Consider the following 21,850-nt stretch of genomic DNA (forward strand, 5'->3'; position numbering starts at 1 on the left):
GTTTAATTCAATTTTTTGTTGACCAAATGTCCCTTTATCATCCAGATGGCGTTGCTGCCGTAAGCATCTGTTGATGTTAAGGCGATAATGGTATCATCGCTAAGCACACACAGCGAGTTCCACAAGCCATGCTTGTTTAAAGGTACGTTAAATGGCGTGCTTACATTTTTAAAGTTTTTTGCATGATCATCGCCAACGGCCACCTGCATACAGGCCAAATTGCCGTTGTTATCCCGGTTTTGAGTGCTTTGGTACGATAAAATTGTTTGCCCGCCGTGCAACTGCCGCAAATAAGGCGCGCCGGCATAAACAGTTTGGGGCAACCTGGGTATAAGTGCATAAGTCCGTTCCGCATCGCCAGGCCCTACAGCTTTTTGCCAGTTTTGGGCAATGGTGTTGCAAATGATTGAGGGTTTAAACTGGCCGCCGCCATTATCTTCGATAGAAAACACTATCTCACTTGTCCCTTTCAACAAAACCGGCACTGGCATCCCGTCGCGATGGCCGGGTGTAAATGCTGCTACTTCAGGTTTCTTTGTCCAACTGAGGCCTCCGTCGTACGATCTGAAGAGTGATATATTTTGCTCATTCGATTGCGTAAAAAGGCCCTCATCAGAAAAAAACAACTGAATCTCGCCGGATGGCAACTGCAATTGCGATGGTTCCCAGCAGCCATCCTCAAACCGGTAGCCGGCCTGGTATATCAAGCGCTCATCTGTCCAGGTTTTACCTTCATCGTAGCTTTTTTTTGTAATGATGGCAAAACGTTTAGTAGTATCTGCCACGCCATTTACTTTGTGTGGCCGGGGATTATAAGATATAAGCAGCGAGTGGTCTTTCAACTCCAAAATATCAGGAACGGCCATATTAACACCCGGTACCGATGAAGCCACTTTTACCGGGGCAAGCCAGGTTTCGCCAAGGTTGATACTTACCGTACTTTGTATCCCTCCGTCGCCTTCGTAAACGCAAAGCAAGTGGCCGTTGCTCAGTTGTATGGCACGGGCATAGTTGCCACCGCGGGCAGATACTTGTTTTAGCGTCGATTGATCCCAGGCGATATCTATCAAATCAGTTGCTTTCACAGGCATTTTTTCTTGTCCGCAAGCCATCAGCGGAATTAGCATACCTGCAAGCCATATCTCTGTTATCCCCATCTTCATCATGCGTCAGTTTACAATATCGGCCAGCCAAAAGTTAAAAGGTTTGTCCCTGTCGCACAGCAACGTTATACCATCAAATTCAAGCTCGGCAGCATGTATAGATGTGCGTTTTGTTGAATAGGAATATGCACCGTCTTTATCCAGCCCGCCGTCATCACCATGTGTTTTACGGCCGGGGTGAGTGAAATAAATAATATAAGCATGATCGCCGCTAACCACTACATCGGCATGTGCACCCGTTGGCGTATCCTCGTTACGGTGGCAGGGTTTATCCAATATAAGGCCCTGGTGTTCCCAGGTTTGCGCATCTTTTGACCGGTAAACGCGCTGCCCCTGCCATTCGTCGGTTATCATCCAGTAATAGTTTTTAAACCAGAATATCTTTGGGCCTTCGTGGGCACGTCCACCTATGGCAGGTTTATCATCAACATTCCAATTCACCAGGTCGGTACTTTGGGCAGTCATCGTTATGCTGTTTAGTTTTTGATCTTTATACCACATATGCCATTTGCCGTCGGCCAGTTTTATCAGTGTTGGGTCGATGATATTATGATCGGGCAGATGAAGCGGGCCTTCATATTTCCAGTCCCACAGGTTTTTACTGGTATAATGTATCAGGTGCGAATCGCCGCCCCACTGGCTGTAAACACCTTTGATGTAAACTACAAACATATGGTAAACGCCGTTTTGATAAACAACATCCGGCGCCCAGAAAGTATTCTGGCCCTGTTCGTGTTCCAAATTTAACGCGCCTTTGTATACCCAGCTATGCCCATGATCTTTTGACACCGCTACGCCTATGGCCGTGCCATAACAAAATGCCACACCCGGCGATTGTACGTTGGCACGGCGCTGGGTATACAGCATCGTCCACTCCTTTTCGGCACGGTTAAAAACCAATACCGGGTCGGCAGCGCCATCATAAATGGGGTCGCGATACAGTGGCGATGGTGGTTGCTGTGTGATAGCCCCAACCTTATGCTGAGCCACAATGGTTAAACCCATCGTGACCAGCGCGGTGAATGCTGTTATAAATTTAAGGCCTTTCATTAGCTGTTATACTACTCTGCTACCGGGAACGACGAAATTCTTAGCCTTGCGCCTCCCATGGGCACCAACGTTAAATTGACTGTTGGCTGGCCGGTTTTAACCGGACTTTGAGGCAGCACACCACAAAGACCATATTGATCAATTGCCCAGCCGGGAATTTGTTTGCCCTTTGTCCTCAACTCAATGGGTGCGTTGGCATTTGTAAATGGATTATTATCTTTTGGCCAGGCACGATGAATAATTTCAATTGATTTCTCAGGATGTTCCTGGTCAATTACCAAACCATAATTCCAATCGGATGCCGCATGAATTTCATAAGATGGCCATTTTTGCGGATCGGCCGTAGGCTGCCAGTGCGAATCGCCCTGGGTTGTGGTACGGCTATCTTCCTTGGTGTATTGCTCATCAATTTTAAGTGAGTATGTAAGCGGCCCGTAATTCACGCTCACGCTGTTTTTATTTTGATCCCACTGGCGTACTTTTAATTGCATAGGCAAATGAAGGGTTACTTTATCGCCGTTTTTCCAGGTTTTAGTCAATTTAATATAGTCGCCTGTGGCCGAACTTAGTTTTACGGCGATACCGTTTACCTTTACCGATGCAGCCTTACACCACTCGGGTATGCGCAGGTAAAGCGGAAAAGCAACCGTTTTTGACGTATTTACTTCAAAGTTTACTTCATCTTCAAAAGGATATTTAGTAGTTTCCGAAATATTTACACTTATGCCTTTGCCAACTTTTGCCGATACCTCGCCTTGTGTATACAATTGTGCTGCAATACCATTATCGGGTGTAGCCATCCAGCTATTTTCGGCATAGTAAACCCAGCCTGCCGCATGGTTGTGCTGGCAACAGCGACTACTAAAAGGATTCATCATTAAAAACGGACCTTCATTGGCAATGCCGGGGCTGTGGTTTTTGCCATCGCTAAGCACCATGTTTGGTGCAGTTAAATACCTTAAAGAACGATAATCGGGCATAAAAGCCGCCGAAAACGTATTGAATGCCACATCCTCGCAATTGGATGCCCAAAAGGTATCGCCGGTTGATCCTAACAGCATTTGATCTGATGTCATTTGCTCAACCATACCGCAGGTTTCTACGGCCTGGCGTGGGTCGTCATAACCTTTGCGGGCATTTTCGTCGGCGCCAAACATGCCACCGGGTACCTGGCCATATATTTTACGGATGAGGCTAAAATCGTTATAAGTAGCAGCCAGATCCTTTGGATCATGGCTCTGCAGGTAAAAAGTTGCCGGTTCGCGAAAGCATTGGGCTACGTTTACATTATGCCAGTTGGGCAGGTTATTGGCCTGGCGCCAGTTAGCGGTATTTTTATCCAGCTTGGCAGCTAAATCAAGCAGGAATTTATCGCCGGTACGGTTGTACAGCCAATAAACACTTAGCATATTATCGCCACCACGGCTGTTTTCCCAATAATCTTCTAAAAACTGGTCGTCCGGCACCGATAATTCGTACTTGAAATATTTGGTCATGAAAGGGATAACCCTTGGATCTTTCGAGTATTCGTAATAAGATTGCAGGCACCAAAGCATTGGCATGTTTGTCCACAAATCGCGGTTACCTTTGTTGGTACGGGCCGGGCCAAAATCGCCGTTATCGCGCTGGTTATTCAATACCGCGTCAATCCAGAATTTAGCTTCTTTGATAATCTTTTGATCGCCCAGCATATAGCCAATGTTGGCATAGCCTTTTAACCAGTAAGGTAATTCTTCCCAACCATATTCGCCTTTACCTTCTTTATTCAGCCAGGCATTGTTGGTTTTTGATAGCCAAACGCTTATTTCGCCCAGGTTACCGGTAAGGCCATCGCGCTGTAGCTCCAATGCTTTTTTTAGCCAGCCGCCGGCTTTAATACTACCCACGGGCAGTTTGGTAAAATATTCGTGCTGCAGTGGCGCCCGGTTATTAACGTAATTGGCATTCACCTGCTGGTTATTAACCTTTGCTACTACCGATGCCTTTACTGCTTGTGCCGATACCGTATAAACACTGCCACATGCAGCTAATGCAGTTAAGCAAATGCCTTTTCCTATCTTATTCAAATTATTCATGTTAAGTATGTTAGCCTCACCCTGCCCTCTCCAAAGGAGAGGGTTCTGAATTTCATTTCTGCGAATTAAGTTCTCTCGATTCTAAGAGGGTTATTCACGTTGTTGTTGTTGTTTGTGCTCGCGATAGTTACGCAGTTCTGTCGCCGCTAAATCGTTCCTGCTATTTATTTCACCAATGCCGGATCATAAAGTTTCACGTTTTCTTTGTGTAACAATTCCACAGGCATTTTAATCACTTTACGATCATAAGTCATGAAACCGTTAACCTCTCCCTCTACGTCGGTTGTTTGCGTGTATACCGCTGCCGAAAGGCCAAGTTTTATAAGCTCCTGCAATCTATCGGTAAAGGTGATGTAACGTTTTAGCAGGTCATCGCCATTTTTAAAGTTCTGGTAGCCCCAGTTTTTGTTGGCTTGCCAGGTATGCCCGTCAACAGGCCAGCCCAGGCCGCCAAATTCGCCCAGTACAACAGCTTTGGTTTTACCAAAAATCTCCGGGCGCGGCATTGCCGGGTGCGGGTAATTATGTAAATCGACTATGTTTCCGGTATCGTAAAAGTTACCCCCGCTTGCACTGTTCACCAGGCGCGATGGATCTTTTTTCATCGTCCATTCTGTAATTTCAACCGTTTTAAATTGTCCCCAGGCTTCGTTAAACGGCGTCCAAACCACAATGCAAGGGTAGTTGTATAATGAATTGATGATGGCATTCCATTCCTTGCGGTAATAGCCTTCAGATTCGGGCGTACGCTGCTGGTCGGTAGCTTTATCCAACACACCGGGGCGGTTTTCCCAATGGTTACCCAAATCGCCGCTTGGCATATCCTGCCAAAGCAACATGCCTGTTTTATCGCAATAGTTATAATAGCGGGCAGGTTCAACTTTAATGTGCTTACGAATCATGTTAAAGCCCATGGCCTTTAACTGGTCAATATCGTAGCTCATGGCTTCGTAAGTTGGCGGGGTATACAAGCCATCGGGCCACCAGCCCTGGTCAAGCGGGCCGTATTCAAATACAAACTTGTTGTTCAGCAACATGCGTTGTACGCCGTTGGCATCGGCGCCAAGCGAAATTTTGCGCATGGCAAAATAGCTTTTTACCTCATCAACCGGCTTGCCTTTGCGGATAACGACCACCTGTAAATCGTACAGAAACGGATCTGTTGTCGACCATAATTTTTCGTCCTTTATGTCCAATACAGCGGCAGCGCCTGCATCAACTGTTTTTTCGTCAACTTTGGTTTTGCCATCCCAGGCAGTTATTTTTAGTTGGTCGCCAGGCTGGCTATCGCTTACTTCGGCCGAAACCGTTAATGTGTGATTATCAATATCGGGGGTTTGTTTGGTGGCCTCAATATGCGTTTTGGCAACGCCTTCCAGCCAAACTGTTTGCCATATACCGGTTACAGGCGTATACCAGATCCCTTCGGGATTTTTAACCTGTTTACCGCGTGGTTGCGGGCCATCATTTGTTGGGTCCCACACGCTCACTTTAATTTCTTGTTTTGCACCGCCTTTTAAATAAGGGGTGATATTGAATGTAAAGGGGTCGAAGCCGCCTTCGTGCTTACCGGCGCTTACACCGTTTACAAAAACTTCAGTACGCCAGTCAACAGCGCCAAAGTGTAGCAATACATTTTTACCTTTTAATGTTTTATTGAAGGTGATAGTAGTTTTATACCATAACATGCTGTCCTTCCCAACCGTTTTGCCAACGCCCGACAGGGCAGACTCGACGGCAAAAGGTACCAGGATTTTACCAGCATAAGCCGATGGTTCGGCTGCTGCTCTAGGCACTATGGCATAGTTCCATAGTCCGTTTAAATTTTGCCAGTTACCGCGCACCAATTGTGGGCGGGGATACTCGGGCAGGGGTGCATTTGGGTCAACCTTGTCGGCCCAGGGTGTTGTGATTTTTGTTTTGATAAGGTGCCAGCTGCTTTGCTGCGCATTAGCCGATAAACAGGCTGCAGTAAAAACCGCAAGGCATAAATTTAATTTTTTCATTAGTATTATTAGGAGATAAAAAGTATCAGGTAGTTAGTAATTAGTATCAGGGCTTACACAAATTTATAGCATTGCACAATTACCGCAGGTATCAATACTGTTGCATAAGCATAATATGAAAAGTCAAAGCCAAAGTTTCGATACATCGAAAAAAAGGGGCCGCACCGCACAGTACGACCCCAAACCAATTATTAACTTAGAAGGACACTTTCACTAAAGGCGAGAATACCATATCCTCGACTCCGCTTATTTTAATACCTACCCTGGCAAATACATAGTTTTGCGTGGGCGACAGTGAAGGGATACCAACACTCATGCTGATGTTACTCAGGCTGGTAATATCCGATCCGTTAAGCTGTGTTGAAGCTATCTGGTCGCCGCCCGATACAAACTGGGTTTTATTGATATACAGGTTAACCCTGTCAATACCCTTTGCATTGGCATCTGTAATTACTTTTTCGATATTAAAAGCAGCCGTAACTGTTTTACTCGCCGCGGTTATTTTGGCATTGCGTACCATGTAATATGGCATTACCTCAATATCCATGGTTTTATTACCACTTATAGTTACCGCTATGGTATCGCGCTTGCCGGCAGATAACTCTTTCCACATGAACGGGCCCTGATTTGCAGGGATAGTGAATTTATAGTTACCGTTGAAAAGCAAAGTTGAATAATTGCCCTCCTGGTCAAACGTGCCAACTATTGGCGCTATTTTTCCGAACCCGGATTGATATAAGTTGAAAGGCACCTGGTTATACTCCACATTCACAGGGTCGCCCTTATAGGTTAACCTCCCGTTAAATGTTGCGGATGGCGCAGCATAATTATCTTTTTTACAACCCGTAGCTGTAAGCAAGAGTGCTATGATGATATGATGAAATTTTATTTTCATGATCGTAGTTTAATAAATACTATTGATTTGGTTGTTTAACAATTTTAGGGTTAGCCGATAATACATTATCACCAATTTGTGAATAATAATTACCCAACTGGAACCTGTTTGCACCTGTTACAGAACTTGGTTTAACTTCTTTAAACAGCCATTTACCATTATTGGCATTGCCAGGGTTGTAATATTTATATGGCCATAAACCAAATGGTTGTGTATTGCGTTTTGTTGCCTGGCCAATGTTGCTAAGCAGATCTGTAACGGTCATTTGATTACCATCCCATACAACAGTTGCCAATCTCCAGCGTTTCATATCAAACAAGGTGTGTCCTTCAAAGGCCAGCTCTACCCTACGCTCGTGTACAATGCGGTCAAAATAGTTGGCAGCTGTTAACACCAGTGGTGTATTTAGGCCTGCCCTTGCACGTACCTGGTTAATATAGGTTGATGCGGTTGTATAATCACCTAACTCGGCGGCAGCTTCGGCGCCATTAAGCAATACCTCGGCATAACGATAACGGATAAAGTTAACATCGCTACCACGGCCGCGACGACCCGAACCAATTGTTGGATCAAGATATTTACGAACATAGAAACCGGTTTGCGTTCTGAATTCCAGACCATTAACAGGTCCATCTTTACCTACTACCTGCACCGGCGTGCTTGTACCCGGAAGCGGCTTAAGCTGTACGGCGTCGCCACTGGTAAGTATGCTGCCATCTGCAAGTTGGTAACCAGCCCAAATATCGGTACGTTTACCTTTAAACAAGCCGTTTGGCAATAACACGGTACCTGCTAACCTTGCATCCCGGCCGGCAAACGCATCCAACTGATCGTTGTAGTAAATCGGGTTACCAGAACCGTCTTTGGTCGCGATTGGCGCATAAGTGTTATCCAGTTTTTCGTAAGCTTCAACCAGGTTTAACGATGGATCTAACCGGCCCGCATCCAAACCTTCATCAGATATTGAATAAGGCTGATCGTTTGTTGTAAAACCATGAGTTTTACCACCGTTGGCTTTAAAATCCTCAACCCAGATTGATTCTGTACTTGTTTTATCAAGGAAAATATTTGCGAAGTTATCGCTCAGGTCTGGTAGTTGTTTGTACAAACTGTAATTACCTGCGCTACCGCTGATGATAGCTTTAGCAGCTGCAAGGGCTTTGGTATAGTAACCGGTAGCCATGCTTGCAGGTATACCCACTTCGCCGCCTGGCAATGAAACCTGTGGCGTAGTGGCGCCATATTTAGCAATAGACGCCGCGTATAATGCTGCCCTTGCTTCCATAGCCAAAATAGCACCAGGGGTGGCCCTTGATTTCTCTTCTACTTTTGCAGGTAATAAACCTTTAATGGCTTCGGCTTCGCTGATGATGAAATCATAAACTTCTGATTCTTTGGCGCGGGCTACCTGTAAAGGTATTACGTTGCCAGAGAAATCATAATCAAGCGGTTTTGTAATTAATGGCACACCACCCATACGTTTTACCAGTTCAAAATAGTACTGGGCACGTAAAAATCTGCCTTCGGCGATGAATTGATTTTTTTGATCGGCGGTTAATTTAGTTGCCGCTGTTGCACGGTCAATAAACAGGTTTAAATCGCGAACATATGTATAGTCCCAGGTACCCCACTCTCCGTAACCCCAGCCGGTACGCTGTACAAAGTACGAGCTGCCGTTTTCTGATGGGAACGATTCGCTAAAATCGGCAAACGACGCCCAGCCATTATCAAGACCCGAGAAATCAACCACACGGTTATATAAGTCGCCCAGGATAGATAGCACCAGGTTTGGATCTGAAAATGCCACATCTGCCGTTACTATCTGCTTGGGCGGCACATTTAAAAATTCGCTATCTTTTTTGCATGATCCCGTAATTAACAGGGCCGCAAACGTAGTTATTATAGTTATTTTTTTCATTGAATTTAAACTTAAGGGATTAATTAAAAGGTTAAATTAACACCGAAGTTAAGGACCTTGCTTTGAGGGAACTGAAGCCCGTTATCGTCCGTTGTTTCCGGATCAACTGCGTATTGCTTCAGGTTGTCAAACGAAAACATGTTGTATGCGTTAACATAAAATCTTGCCTTCCTGATCTTTACCTTTGTTAACAAATTGGCTGGTAACGAGTAACCCAATTCAAGTGTCCTTGCCCTTAGGTATTTTACGCTATGCAACCAAAACGATGAATTGTTTTGCCCGTTAAGCGAGTAACTGCTATAACCAAAACCTGGATTGATCCTGTTGGCAGGATATTTCCCGGGAATCCACTGGCTGTTGATGTCAAAAGGATCAGCACGGTGGTACCTGTCTTCAAATATGGTATTTAAGTTACCGTTGTTTTGAAATGCCCATCTTGTTTCGTAGTTCTGGAACCAGGTATAACCTGCACCGCCCGAGAAATCGGCATGGAAATCAAAACCTTTGTAAGCTGCACCAAGGGTGAAACCAAAGTTAATATTAGGCTGTGTACCGTAACCGTAACCAATAGGCCTTTCGTCGTACTGGTCAATTTTACCGTCACCGTTTTGATCTTTATACATTAAATCACCTGGTAACAGACTGCGGTTACCTTTTCCGTCGTTATTGATCTTGTAGTTATTAATCTGGTCAATTGACGTAAACTGGCCGATAACCTGGTAGCCCCAGTCGATATGCGAATACCTGTTTTCGGTTGAGTTACGGTATTGATCCCATGAGTTATAAAACAACGGGTTGTACGAGGTAAGATTTTTTTGACGGCTGTATGAAAAGTTACCGCCAACATTAAATGTTGCCTTGCCAATGGTTCCGTTGTAGTTAAGTGAAATTTCCGCTCCCTGTTGCGAATCGCTGCTGGTATTTTCCTGCGGCAACCCGTAACCAACTTCAATTGGCAAAATCACGTCATTTTTGGTACCCAATAAACCCGTACGTTTTCTGTAAAAATAATCTACAGTACCGGTAAGGGAGCTGTTTAGGAAGCTAAAGTCGGCACCTACGTCGGTTATCTTACTTTTTAACCATGAAATATTGGTTGTTACTATACCCTTATCCCTTGATGTTACAACCGCATTGCCATCTATAATAGCAGTACCCGAATTGTAGTTGTAACCTGGTAAATATGAGTAAGGCGAAATCAGGTTCCTGTCGTCCCCTAACACACCGTATGATCCCCTGATTTTTAAATCATTCAGCACACTGTGATCGCCAAGCAAGCTTTTCATAAAGCCTTCCTGGGTAATCCTCCATCCCACAGATACACCCGGAAAATAACCTACACGTTTATCTGGCGCAAAAAGATATGATGCATCACGTCTTGCAGATGCTTCTAAGTAATATTTGTTATCGTAGTTATAGTTGATACGACCGATATAACCGATACGGGCTTCTTTATCATCACTATCCTGGTAAGTATCGGCAGTTGGGAAATAAATAAGCGGCAGGTTATTTGAAACCGGCGAAGCATGGATCCAGTTGCGCAAGTGTTGCAGCTCGATACGTTCAGATACAAACGTAGCGCCCACAGTATGCTTGCCAAAAGTATTGTTATAGTTTATTTGCCATTGGTAGGTTTTTGCAAACTCCTTACGTTGTTCACGCTCTCTCCATGGGTTGGTACTACCGCCTGTTACATCGTAAGTGTCGGTAGCTGGCCTGTAGGTATAAGCGTTATAGGTATACTCCTGGTTGTTAAGCAAATAATCGGCTATGTAGTATGAATACAAACCTTTAACTGTTAAACCTTTGATGCCTGGAACTTGATATTCGGCGCCAAAGTTGGTTTGCAATACACGCCAATCGCTGTGGTATAAACCAGAAAGCTTATCGTTCAGGAATGCATAATTTGATTCGGTATGGCCTATATCATTTAAATAAGCAGGATTATCGTTAGCGTAAGGGCGCTCCAAAGGTGTATTCCTTAATACCGCAAATCTTGCCAGGAAGTAATCGTCACCACCAGGTACACCCGGGTTTTCGCGGGTTTCTATACGGCCATTGATATCCAGGCTAACTTTTAAACCGGCTGCAACTTTAACCGAAACGTTTGATTGGATGTTTGAGCGGTTAAACTTATACTCTTTACCTAATTGTGAATTCTGGTATAAGTTAGTTGCAGATACATAATAATTAACCCTATCGGTACCACCCGTAAAATTGGCGTTAACAGAATTTTGAGGAGCGTTGTTATTCGCTTTCAAAACATAATCGCGCCAGTTAAAGCTTTGGTAGCCTTTTTCGGTCCCGGCTTTGTATTTGTCAAGCTCGGCCTGAGTAATGCTGGTAGACCCGTTGGTGTTTACCTCAGCATCTGCACGATAGCGCATATAGTCGTACGAGTTTGTTAATACATTCGGGAACCTGTACCAGTTTTGGTAACCAGTGTAAGCATCAATGTTAATGCGTGCGTCGCCGCTACCTTTTTTGGTGGTTACCACCACAACGCCGTTTGCAGCACGTACACCGTAAATAGCTGCCGAACCATCTTTCAACACGGAAATGCTTTCCACATCATTTGGCGCAAGGTTGTTGAACTGACCTTCATCCTGCTGGATACCGTCAATTACATACAACGGCGAACCCATGTTGCGGATTTGGATACTGGCACTCGCGCCCGGCCTGCCCTCAGACATCCTGAAAGTTACGCCCGGAATTTTACCTGCTAAACCGGTGCTCACCGTTGAACCCGCGTGTACACGGTCAAGGTCTTTACTGGTTACAGTAGAGATTGCGCCCGTAATGGATTCCTTTTTTTGCGTACCATAACCGGTAACCACAACTTCCTGCAAGGATGAGTTACTCGATTTTAAACGGATTCCTACGGATGTTTGCCCGTTTAACGGCACTTCCAGCGTTGCAAAGCCAATATAACTTAATACCAGCACGCTGTTAACATCAGGTACAGTTAAACTAAACTGTCCTTTTACATCAGTTGTCGATCCACCCTGGGTACCTTTAATACGTACGGCAACGCCTGTTAGCGCTTCACCCGTAGTATCAGTTACCGTTCCTGTCACCTTCACCTGTGCCGATGCACCAAGCGAAAAAAGCAGGCAGCTCATGATAGAGAATAAAACTAATGTTACTTTTTGGCTCCATTTACTGGGCGGCCATTGCACGCGGGAGGGGCCCCCATGCCTGAGTAGTAAAAATTTTCTCATAAATTGATTTGTTATTGGTTAATTGTTGATTTTAAAAATGTAATGTTGACATATCTAAAATCACGATGTAAAGAAAAAGATTTAGGGGGGCTCCTTATTAACCAAATCATCTCAATAATTAGTCAAAAAGTATCAATTTTTATTCATACGAAAACCCTTGTTCAGAATGGCTATATTTGTTCAAGAGATCGATTTTGAAACCTGCATATTTATTTTTTTTACTATTTATACTATCCTTCAATATCTGTAATGCACAGCCTTATTACTTCAGGCATTACCAGGTTGAACAGGGACTATCAAACAATACGGTTTACTGCAGCCTGCAGGATAAACAGGGATTTTTGTGGTTTGGCACGCGCGATGGTTTAAACCGTTTTGATGGTTACAGTTTCAGGGTTTTCAGGCATAATCCTAAAAATAACAAGAGTATTTGCAGTAATATGGTGCACGCGCTGGCGCTTGATCATGATGGCAACTTATGGGTAGGTACTGATGAAGGGATTGACAAATTTGACAGTAAAACAGAAAGTTTCACCCGTGTAAACTCTCCTAATACCAACGGTGTGCGGAGTATTGCTTTTGATCATTACAACAACTGCTGGTATGTGGCGGGTGCTTCGCTCATCAAATTTAACACCACAACAAAACAAATTACCGATTATTTTCCCGAGCAACATTTTGAGGCAACCAGTATAGCCCAAAACAATGATGGATATATGTGGGTATCTACCAGCCGGGGTAGTATTGAACAGATGGATACTGTTCATAACTCGTTTAAAAGCTATAGCATAACCAACCATTCTAAATGGGCACCCTCAAATTTTATCGAAAAGATTTTTACCGCAGACCACAACAAGATATTTATAGCTACAACCAGCCAGGGTTTTAAAGATTTTGATTGCGCAACCGGGACCTACCGCGACCTTTTAACCTATAACAAAAATAAAACCGGAGTATACGTAAGAGATTTTACTAAATATGCCGAACATGAGTTTTGGCTGGCAACAGAATCGGGGGTGTTTATTTACAACGATGTAGATGGCACATTTTTTAATCTTCGTAAAAAGTACAACGACCCATACTCCATATCCGACAACGCGGTTTACACCCTGTGCCGCGATGTGGAAGGAGGCGTTTGGGTGGGTACTTATTTTGGTGGCATAAACTATTACCCCAAACAATATTCAACGTTTAATAAATATTATCCCGGCGACGAGAAAAACTCCCTTAAAGGCAACGTTGTGCGTGAAATTTGCAAAGACGATTATGGTAATCTTTGGATGGGCACCGAAGATAACGGCCTTAACAAACTGAGCGCCGATAAACACACCTGGACACATTACCTGCCCGGCGGAAATACAGATATCACCAATACAAACATCCATGGACTGATTGCCGATGGAAAAAATCTGTTTATAGGCACGTTTGAGCGTGGCCTGGATATTATGGATATCCCCAGCGGGAAAGTAGTAAAAGTTTATATTGCCGGTAAAGACAGCAAAACTTTAAAAAGCAATTTTGTAATATGTTTTCGCAAAACGCGCAACGGTAACATATATATTGGCGCAACCAGGGGTTTTTACCTGTATAACCGCAAGCAAAAAGATTTTACACTTATTGATAAAATACCCATCTGGGACTTTATTTACGACATAGTTGAAGATCATACCGGGATACTTTGGATTGCTACCGTTCGCGATGGCATTTACCGGTATGATCCCGTAAAAGACACCAGCTATCATGTGCCCTACCGTTACCCGGTAAAAAATGCACTGAATGGCATAACAGTAAATGGAGCATTTGAAGATAGTAACCACATTTTATGGTTTGCAACCGATGGGCTTGGTTTGTGGCGGCATGATCCGGTAAAAAACGATTTTAAATTTTACGATCTGGATAACGGCTTCCCCAGCAACTATGTGTTCCGGATGCTGGAGGATGATCATAAAAATCTATGGGTAAGCACCTCCCGTGGCCTGGTTTGCCTTAATATAAATACCAATGCCATTAAGGTTTATACAAAAGCCAATGGGCTGCTCAGCGATCAGTTTAATTATAACTCGGCGTTTAAGGATACCGATGGCACGTTGTATTTTGGCTGTGTTAAGGGTATGGTAAGTTTTAATCCGGCCAACTTCAACGATAATAATTATGTAGCGCCTGTTTTTATTACAGGTTTCCAGGTACATAACCAGGAAATTATGGTTAAGGGGGCCGATTCGTTGCTTAAACAGTCAATCATCTACACAAAAAAAATATATTTAAATTATAACCAATCGTCATTTAGTATTGATTTTGCCGCCTTGAGCTACCCATCGCCAGAGATGACCCATTATAAGTACACCATGAAGGGGCTCGACAAAGGCTGGACAGATTTAAAGCGAAACCGAAAAGTATATTTTACACAGCTGCAGCCTGGCCATTATACTTTTATAGTAAAAGCCGCCAATAACAATGGTGTTTGGACTACCAAAGAAACCAAGCTTGAAATAAATATAGCTCCACCTTTTTGGGAAAGTATCTGGGCGTATATCCTGTATGCATCGCTGGTTATTTTCATTTGCTATTACCTGTTGCAACAATACCACAACCGTAACAAGGCACGGAATAACAGGCTTATTGAAATATTGGAAAGTGATAAAGAGAAGCAAATCTATAACGCCAAAATTGAGTTTTTTACCAATGTAGCACATGAAATACGTACGCCGTTAACCCTTATAAAAGGGCCAATGGAAAAGGTGATCAAAAGATCGGAACACGTGCCCGAGATTCAGAATAACCTGAAGATCATGGAGAAAAACACCAACAGGCTGCTCGATCTTACAAATCAACTGCTTGATTTCAGGAAAACAGAAACCAATGGTTTTAGCCTGAGTTTTGTAAAAACAAACATAGCCGATTTGCTGGGCGATATATTTTTAAGGTTTAAGCCCTTAACCGAGCAAAAAGGGCAACGTTACACCCTAACATGTGTAGATAAAACCTTGTATGCCTATGTTGATATTGAAGCATTTACCAAAATAATAAGTAACCTGATCAATAACGCCATTAAATATGGCGAAAACGCTATCGAGGTTGAACTGTTGAAACCCGAACCCGGCGATAATACGTTTACCATTGAAATAAGAAACAATGGCTACCTTGTACCTTACGAAATGCGCGAAAAGATTTTTGAGCCCTTCTTCAGGATGAAGGAATCAGAAAAACAAATTGGCACGGGGATAGGCCTCTCCCTGTCGCGCTCCCTTGCCGAATTGCACAAAGGATTGTTAGTGTTGAATAAATCTATCAACGATTTCAATATTTTTAACTTAACCTTGCCTGTTCACCAGGAGAAGGAATTTGACCTGCACAATACTCCCGACGATTATGAACTAACCGATTCTATAAAAGAAGAAAATTTTGACTTTATGAAACCGATTATACTTTTGGTGGATGACAATCCCGAGATCCTTGATTTTATTTCGGACGACCTGAGCGATAAATATGCCGTAATAAAAGCATTCAACGGCCAGGAGGCGTTGGATATGATAGAAATTGAAAATATCCAGCTTATTATCAGCGACGTGATGATGCCTGGCATTGATGGCTTTGAATTATGCAAGCGCATTAAAACCACATTTGATTACAGCCACATCCCTATTATATTACTTACGGCAAAAAATACCCTCCAAAGCAAAATAGAAGGCCTGGAAGTAGGCGCAGATGCCTATATCGAAAAACCGTTTTCGCCGGAGCATTTACAGGTGCAAATTGCCAATCTGCTTATCAACCGCAATAAAATTAAAGACCATTTTGCAAGTTCGCCGCTGGCAAATATTAAAACCATGGCCTACTCCAAACCGGATGAAAGCTTTTTGGATAAGCTTAACGCGGTAATTAACAACAATATCCAAAACCCCGAACTGGATGTAGAACAAATTGCCAACCTGATGAACATGAGTAAGCCTACGTTGTACCGTAAAATAAAGGCCATATCCAACTTAACCATCAACGAGCTGATTAATATAACACGCCTTAAAGCTGCCGCAAAACTGCTTGAAGATGGCGATTATAAAGTTTACGAGGTTGCCAATATGGTGGGATACAGCTCACAATCGCACCTGGGCCGTAACTTTTTGAAACAATTTGGCACGACCCCTACCGAGTATCAACAAAATAAAAAGAACCAGAAGGTTAAAACTTATTAGCAATAGTAGTATCAAGTAGTAAGTATCAAGATTTTGGATTTGCAGCTTTTCTACTATGCATTTGCGGCTAACCTGATACTTGCTACATGACACTAAAAAAAGCAGCTGTCTTGATACCTGGTACTTGCTACCTGATTACTAAAAAGGTAGCTGCTTTGATACTATTTGCGTGTCTTTAGCTTGTTGATCGCGAAGTTTCCGATACGTGTGCCTTCATCAACGCCATTTACAATGGATGGCATGTAATGAATACCGCCGTAAAACCGGCTGATGGCCGCCTCGTCGGCAGCGGCTTTAAATGATTTGAATTTACGGGCGGGGATGCTAAACTCTACCTCGGTGGAGTCGGTAAAGGCAAAATTATCACCGAATAACTTGCCAAGCACAACCGCCGATGCATTTGAAACTACGCTATGCCCGCTGGTATATTCGGGGAACGGCGGGGTTTGCAGCAAAGGCATCCAGTTTTGATCAATATATTGGTTGATATAGGTTTCGGGGCGAATAACTTTGCTTTTGTATTTTTCGTCCCAGCAGTTAATAAAACTGTCGGCAATTACAACCGCCAGGCAGGCATAAGTCTCAGCCGAACGGACGTAGTCGGCTTTTGCCTGGCGGCAAACCAGGCCGGCAATGTTTATCCAATGACCTCCGGGCGATATCTTTTTGGTTGCAAACATGGTATGCCCATTGGTATTAACTTTAAAGGGGTTATCGTCCCAATATGTGGCTATGGTGCTTTGCTCCGGTGTTAAATGCTGGCCGGCCTCCCTCACAGCAACAGCCAGTTTATAAAAATAACTGGTGGGCTCCTTTGAAAAATCTACCGCTTTTGCAGGCTTAAACTGCTGTGCCGAATCCAGTAAAAATGGACGTATTTCGTTCCAATGCGGCTCTACCCCTTTCATATAGGCCGGCGGTGTCGGCTTCCAGGTGGCATCGTCGGTTTGCACATTGTATTTTGATAATGAACGGGTATGCTTATAATTATCCTTGCCTGCCCATTTAATAATCCGGTCAGCAATTAACTTTCCGTAAGCTATCGAGTTTTGGTATACATCATCGGGCATGTCGGTATTTTTGAATTCATCCATCAAGCCGCTGTGGAAAGCCTCTATCCGGCCTTCGGACATCACCAGGATTTTCCCAACCGTTAAAATGGCATGCGCGGCAGCTAAATTGTAGCAATATGTTTTGCCAATTTCCGGTTTGGGGATTGAATCCAGCCCTTTTACCTGGCCTGCGAGGGATAAGTAGTTTTTATCGCCATTACGCGCAGCCTCATATCCTGCAACGGTAATATAAGCGTAAATACGGCTTGCCACCGGCGGCGAATAAATATCATGCAGCATTACCTCGCTAACCTCGCGTACCGACCGATGGATGTAATTGGGGTTTTCGGCTAATTTTTTCCACCCGTTATTTTTGTTACAGTCAAACAACAAGGCAACAGCAAAAACAGTAAAGTAAAGTTTATTCATATATGGGTTCCGATAAAATTAATAAAGGTTAATTGGGCCAGACAGGCTATCCATCAAAGCTAACAGTAAATCCACAAACATATATTGAGCGATACAATTTGACGAAATATTGAGATGATTTGCAGAACCTGTTATGTCAAAATCCATTTTCTTTACGTACGCTTACTACATAGCGTTCAGTAACTTAAAGCTCAACCAAAGCATAAACCATTATTAAATTTTTATTGTAATTACATGATAAAACCTTTACTCATTAAGTTTAAATTCCCACTTGTACTATTGTTTTTTTTGGCGCCCGGCTGCTCGCGCATGCAGAATGGCCCTACCCTTTTTAAACTATTAGATGCATCGCAAACCGGCATCGATTTTAAGAACACCCTGAGCCCAAGCGATAGTATTAATATTCTTAACCATCCTTACTTATATAACGGCGCCGGCGTGGGCATAGGCGATTTTAATAACGATGGCCTGCCCGACGTTTACTTTGCAGGCAACATGGTGGCCAACAAGCTATTCCTCAACAAAGGCGACTTAAAGTTTACCGATATAACCAATACTGCCGGCGTTGATGGCGAAGGCAAATGGAGCGCGGGTGTATCTGTTGTGGATATTAATAACGATGGAAAAATGGACATTTACGTTTGCGCGTCGTTTAAATCAAATGCCGAACAGCGCCGTAACATGCTGTACATTAACCAGGGTAACAATAAGGATGGTATACCCACTTTTAAGGACGAAGCAAAGACATACGGATTAGATGATGATGGCTACAGCACGCAAGCCATATTTTTTGACTACGACCATGACGGCGACCTGGATATGTACCTGCTGACCAACTTTTTAGGCAAAACCACCCCTGTAGCCTATCGCCCTAAACTAACTGATGGCAGCGCCGAAAATAACGACCGGCTGTACCGCAACAACGGTAACGGCACCTTTAGCAATGTTACTAAAGAGGCCGGTATCTTAATTGAGGGTTTTGGCAACTCGGTATCTGTAACAGATATCAACAACGACGGTTGGCCTGATATTTATGTGGGCAACGACTTTATATCAAACGATGTGCTATACATCAACAATAAAAACGGAACTTTTACCAACCGGGCGGGCGATTATTTTAAGCACACCGGCTGGTCGGTAATGGGGGCAGATATGGTAGACATCAATAATGATGGCCTGCCCGACCTGGTATCGTTAGAGATGCTACCCGAAGAAAATGTGCGTAAAAAAACCATGCTGATGGGCGATAACTACATTACCTACATCAATAACAAAAAATTTAATTACGAGCATCAATATATCCGTAACGTATTGCAGTTAAACCAGGGACAAACACCGCTGGGCCATACCCAATTCAGCGAAATAGCCTACATGGCCGGCATTTACCAAACCGACTGGAGCTGGACACCCTTAGTGGCCGATTTTGATAACGATGGTTACCGCGATATGGTGATTACCAACGGCTACCCACGAGACGTAACCGACCTTGACCATGCCCTATACAGTAACGACCAGGGCCGTACCGTTAAGGAAAACCGCACATTGGCAGCGGCCGATTCGTTCCCGGTGGTTAAAACGGCCAGCTATGCTTTTAAAAACCAGGGCGGTTATATGTTTGCCGACCAATCGAAAAACTGGGGTATTGTTAAGCCAACCTTTTCGACCGGCGGTGTTTATGCCGACCTTGATAATGATGGCGACCTTGACCTGGTGATCAACAATATTGATGACGATGCCTTCATTTACGAAAACACACTGAACAGCAAAACACAGGTAGATAAAACGCACCATTACCTAACCGTTAAGCTAACCGGCGATGATAAAAACCTTGGCGGCATTGGTGCAACAATCCGCATTTACTACCAGGGTAAACAACAATTTTACGACCAGCAGCCCTGCCGCGGCTATATGAGCACCGACGATGCCAAAGCCCATTTCGGTATCGGCACTGCCAATGAAATTGATTCATTGCGCATCCGCTGGTCAGACGGCAAAACCGAATTGGTAAAAAATATCAAGGCAAATCAAACTATCACCCTGCAATACAAAAACGGTTCGGGTAATTACAGTCCTCAACCTCCGGTGGAGCGTGCACCGGTATTTCAATCGGCAGCAAACCAATTGGGTATTAAATATGTGCACCAGGAAAAAGATGCCATTGATTATAATATACAGCCAACCCTACCTCATAAACTAAGCCAGTATGGGCCATCGATTGCTGTGGGTGATGTAGATAACAACGGCTACGATGATTTTTATGTTGGCGGGGCCGCAGGCAATAAAGGCGTATTTTTTATGCAGGGTGCCGACGGTAAGTTCACCATGGACAATAATCGTTTTTTAAACGATAGTTTCAAGGAAGAAGAAGATATGGGTGCGCTGTTGTTTGATGCCAATGGCGATGGTTTCCTTGATTTATATGTAGTTAGCGGGAGCTATGAGTTTCCGAAAGACCATACCACCGCGCAGGACCGGCTTTATATTAACAATGGCAAGGGACAGTTTACAAAAAGCTTTGGCGCAGTACCCGTTGAGTACGATAATGGATCTTGCGTTCGGGCAGCCGATTTTGACCACGATGGCGATCTTGACCTGTTCGTAGGCGGTCGATCTGTTTCGGGTGCTTACCCCTCATCGCCGGTGAGCCATATTCTCAGGAACGATGGCGGCAAATTTACCGACGTAACCGCACAGCTTTGTCCCGAACTGGTACATGGCGGAATGATTACCGATGCGCTATGGTCTGATTTTGATAACGACGGGCTTGTTGACCTGGTTGTTGTTGGCGAGTGGATGCCGGTAACCTTTTACAAAAATACCGGCAACGGTTTTACCAAAATAAAAACGGGAATTGACGCTCACGTAGGCTGGTGGAACAGTATTGTTGCCGGTGATTTTAATAACGATGGCCAGGTGGATTATGTAGCCGGCAACCTGGGCCAAAATTCAAATTACAAAGCAACTTTTGAACAACCAATGACCATTATGGGGAAAGACCTTGATGGCAACGGCTCATTTGATGCCATGATATTTTGTTACATGAAGGCCGAGGACGGTTTGCAAAAGCCCTTCCCGATGCACACCCGCGACGATTTGATAAGCCAGCTGATATCTATCCGGAAAAAATACCCAAGCTACAGGGGGTTCGGCAAAGCTACTATGGACGATTTATGGAGCGACAAAGACAAAGAAAACGCGGTGATCATGAAAGCCACGGATATGAACACCAGCTTTATTGCCAACAAAGGAAACGGCAAATTTACAATAAGCCCCATGCCATTAGCCACACAAATGGCGCCCGTATACGGTATGGTTGCAAAAGATATTGACCAGGACGGCAACCTTGACCTGGTAATGGCGGGTAACGATTTTGGAATGGAGCCCTTTACCGGGCGGCATGATGCCTTTATGGGCTTGTACCTGAAGGGTAATGGCAAAGGCGGCTTTGCTCCTTTATCTGTTGCCAAAAGCGGGCTGTTTATTAATGGCGATGCCAAAGCGCTGGCCGCCATACAATCAGCTAAGGAAGGTGATATTTTAGTAGCCACCCAGAACCAGGACAGCCTGAAAATATATCGCCAAAACAGCATTGGTATGAAGCCTAAAAAATACATCAAACTAAAGGCTGACGATTTTTTTGCAGATCTCAGCTATAAAAACGGCAGTAAAAAACGGGTAGAGTTTTATTACGGTTCTACTTACTTGTCGCAATCATCGCGTAACCTACAAGTTGATGCAGATGTAAGTAAGATTACCATTACCGGATATTCCGGAAAGAAGAGAGAAATAGCCAATTAAAAAACGATGGCGGGTCGCTTAAAAACAACCCGCCATTTGTTTTTGTATCGAAG

General features: G+C 43.9%; 10 protein-coding genes. 2 read left to right on the forward strand and 8 right to left on the reverse strand.

The features are described 5' to 3' along the window. Nucleotides 1-2: 2 nt before the first annotated feature. The 7 genes from FSB76_RS31180 to FSB76_RS31210 all read right to left on the reverse strand — a co-directional run bounded on the left by FSB76_RS31180 (nucleotide 3) and on the right by FSB76_RS31210 (nucleotide 12,328). Nucleotides 3-1,166 carry a sialidase family protein gene (locus FSB76_RS31180; RefSeq protein WP_147060531.1) on the reverse strand — a complete coding sequence of 388 codons (1,164 nt, stop codon included), beginning with the start codon at nucleotides 1,164-1,166 and terminating at the stop codon, nucleotides 3-5. Between the two features lie 3 nt (nucleotides 1,167-1,169). Next, nucleotides 1,170-2,213, reverse strand: a complete 1,044-nt coding sequence (locus FSB76_RS31185; protein ID WP_147060533.1) for a family 43 glycosylhydrolase — start codon at nucleotides 2,211-2,213, stop codon at nucleotides 1,170-1,172. Nucleotides 2,214-2,224: 11 nt separating this feature from the next. Further along, nucleotides 2,225-4,288, reverse strand: a complete 2,064-nt coding sequence (locus tag FSB76_RS31190; RefSeq protein ID WP_147060535.1) for a beta-L-arabinofuranosidase domain-containing protein — start codon at nucleotides 4,286-4,288, stop codon at nucleotides 2,225-2,227. A 164-nt stretch (nucleotides 4,289-4,452) separates the two neighbouring features. Next, nucleotides 4,453-6,294 carry a glycoside hydrolase family 2 protein gene (locus FSB76_RS31195; RefSeq protein ID WP_147060538.1) on the reverse strand — a complete coding sequence of 614 codons (1,842 nt, stop codon included), beginning with the start codon at nucleotides 6,292-6,294 and terminating at the stop codon, nucleotides 4,453-4,455. Nucleotides 6,295-6,490: 196 nt separating this feature from the next. After that, entirely contained in the window at nucleotides 6,491-7,189 is a 699-nt protein-coding gene (locus tag FSB76_RS31200; protein WP_147060539.1) for a DUF3823 domain-containing protein, read from the reverse strand. Nucleotides 7,190-7,208: 19 nt separating this feature from the next. Then, nucleotides 7,209-9,107, reverse strand: coding sequence for a RagB/SusD family nutrient uptake outer membrane protein (locus FSB76_RS31205; RefSeq protein WP_147060541.1), 1,899 nt, complete (start codon nucleotides 9,105-9,107; stop codon nucleotides 7,209-7,211). A 23-nt stretch (nucleotides 9,108-9,130) separates the two neighbouring features. Then, on the reverse strand, nucleotides 9,131-12,328 hold the full coding sequence (locus tag FSB76_RS31210; RefSeq protein WP_147060543.1) for a SusC/RagA family TonB-linked outer membrane protein: 3,198 nt from the start codon (nucleotides 12,326-12,328) through the stop codon (nucleotides 9,131-9,133). A 194-nt stretch (nucleotides 12,329-12,522) separates the two neighbouring features. Here FSB76_RS31210 and FSB76_RS31215 point away from each other — a divergent pair, with 194 nt between their 5' ends. Next, nucleotides 12,523-16,518 carry a hybrid sensor histidine kinase/response regulator transcription factor gene (locus FSB76_RS31215; RefSeq protein WP_225976364.1) on the forward strand — a complete coding sequence of 1,332 codons (3,996 nt, stop codon included), beginning with the start codon at nucleotides 12,523-12,525 and terminating at the stop codon, nucleotides 16,516-16,518. Between the two features lie 161 nt (nucleotides 16,519-16,679). Here FSB76_RS31215 and FSB76_RS31220 read toward each other — a convergent pair whose 3' ends face one another. Beyond that, nucleotides 16,680-17,999 carry a vanadium-dependent haloperoxidase gene (locus FSB76_RS31220; protein WP_147060545.1) on the reverse strand — a complete coding sequence of 440 codons (1,320 nt, stop codon included), beginning with the start codon at nucleotides 17,997-17,999 and terminating at the stop codon, nucleotides 16,680-16,682. A gap of 234 nt (nucleotides 18,000-18,233) precedes the next feature. Between FSB76_RS31220 and FSB76_RS31225 the strand changes: the two genes are divergently transcribed. Then, entirely contained in the window at nucleotides 18,234-21,797 is a 3,564-nt protein-coding gene (locus FSB76_RS31225; RefSeq protein ID WP_147060547.1) for a VCBS repeat-containing protein, read from the forward strand. The last annotated feature ends 53 nt before the right edge of the window (nucleotides 21,798-21,850 follow it).

Origin of the sequence: Mucilaginibacter ginsenosidivorax, from assembly GCF_007971525.1 — a bacterium.
In the GTDB taxonomy this organism is placed as follows: Bacteria; Bacteroidota; Bacteroidia; order Sphingobacteriales; family Sphingobacteriaceae; genus Mucilaginibacter; species Mucilaginibacter ginsenosidivorax.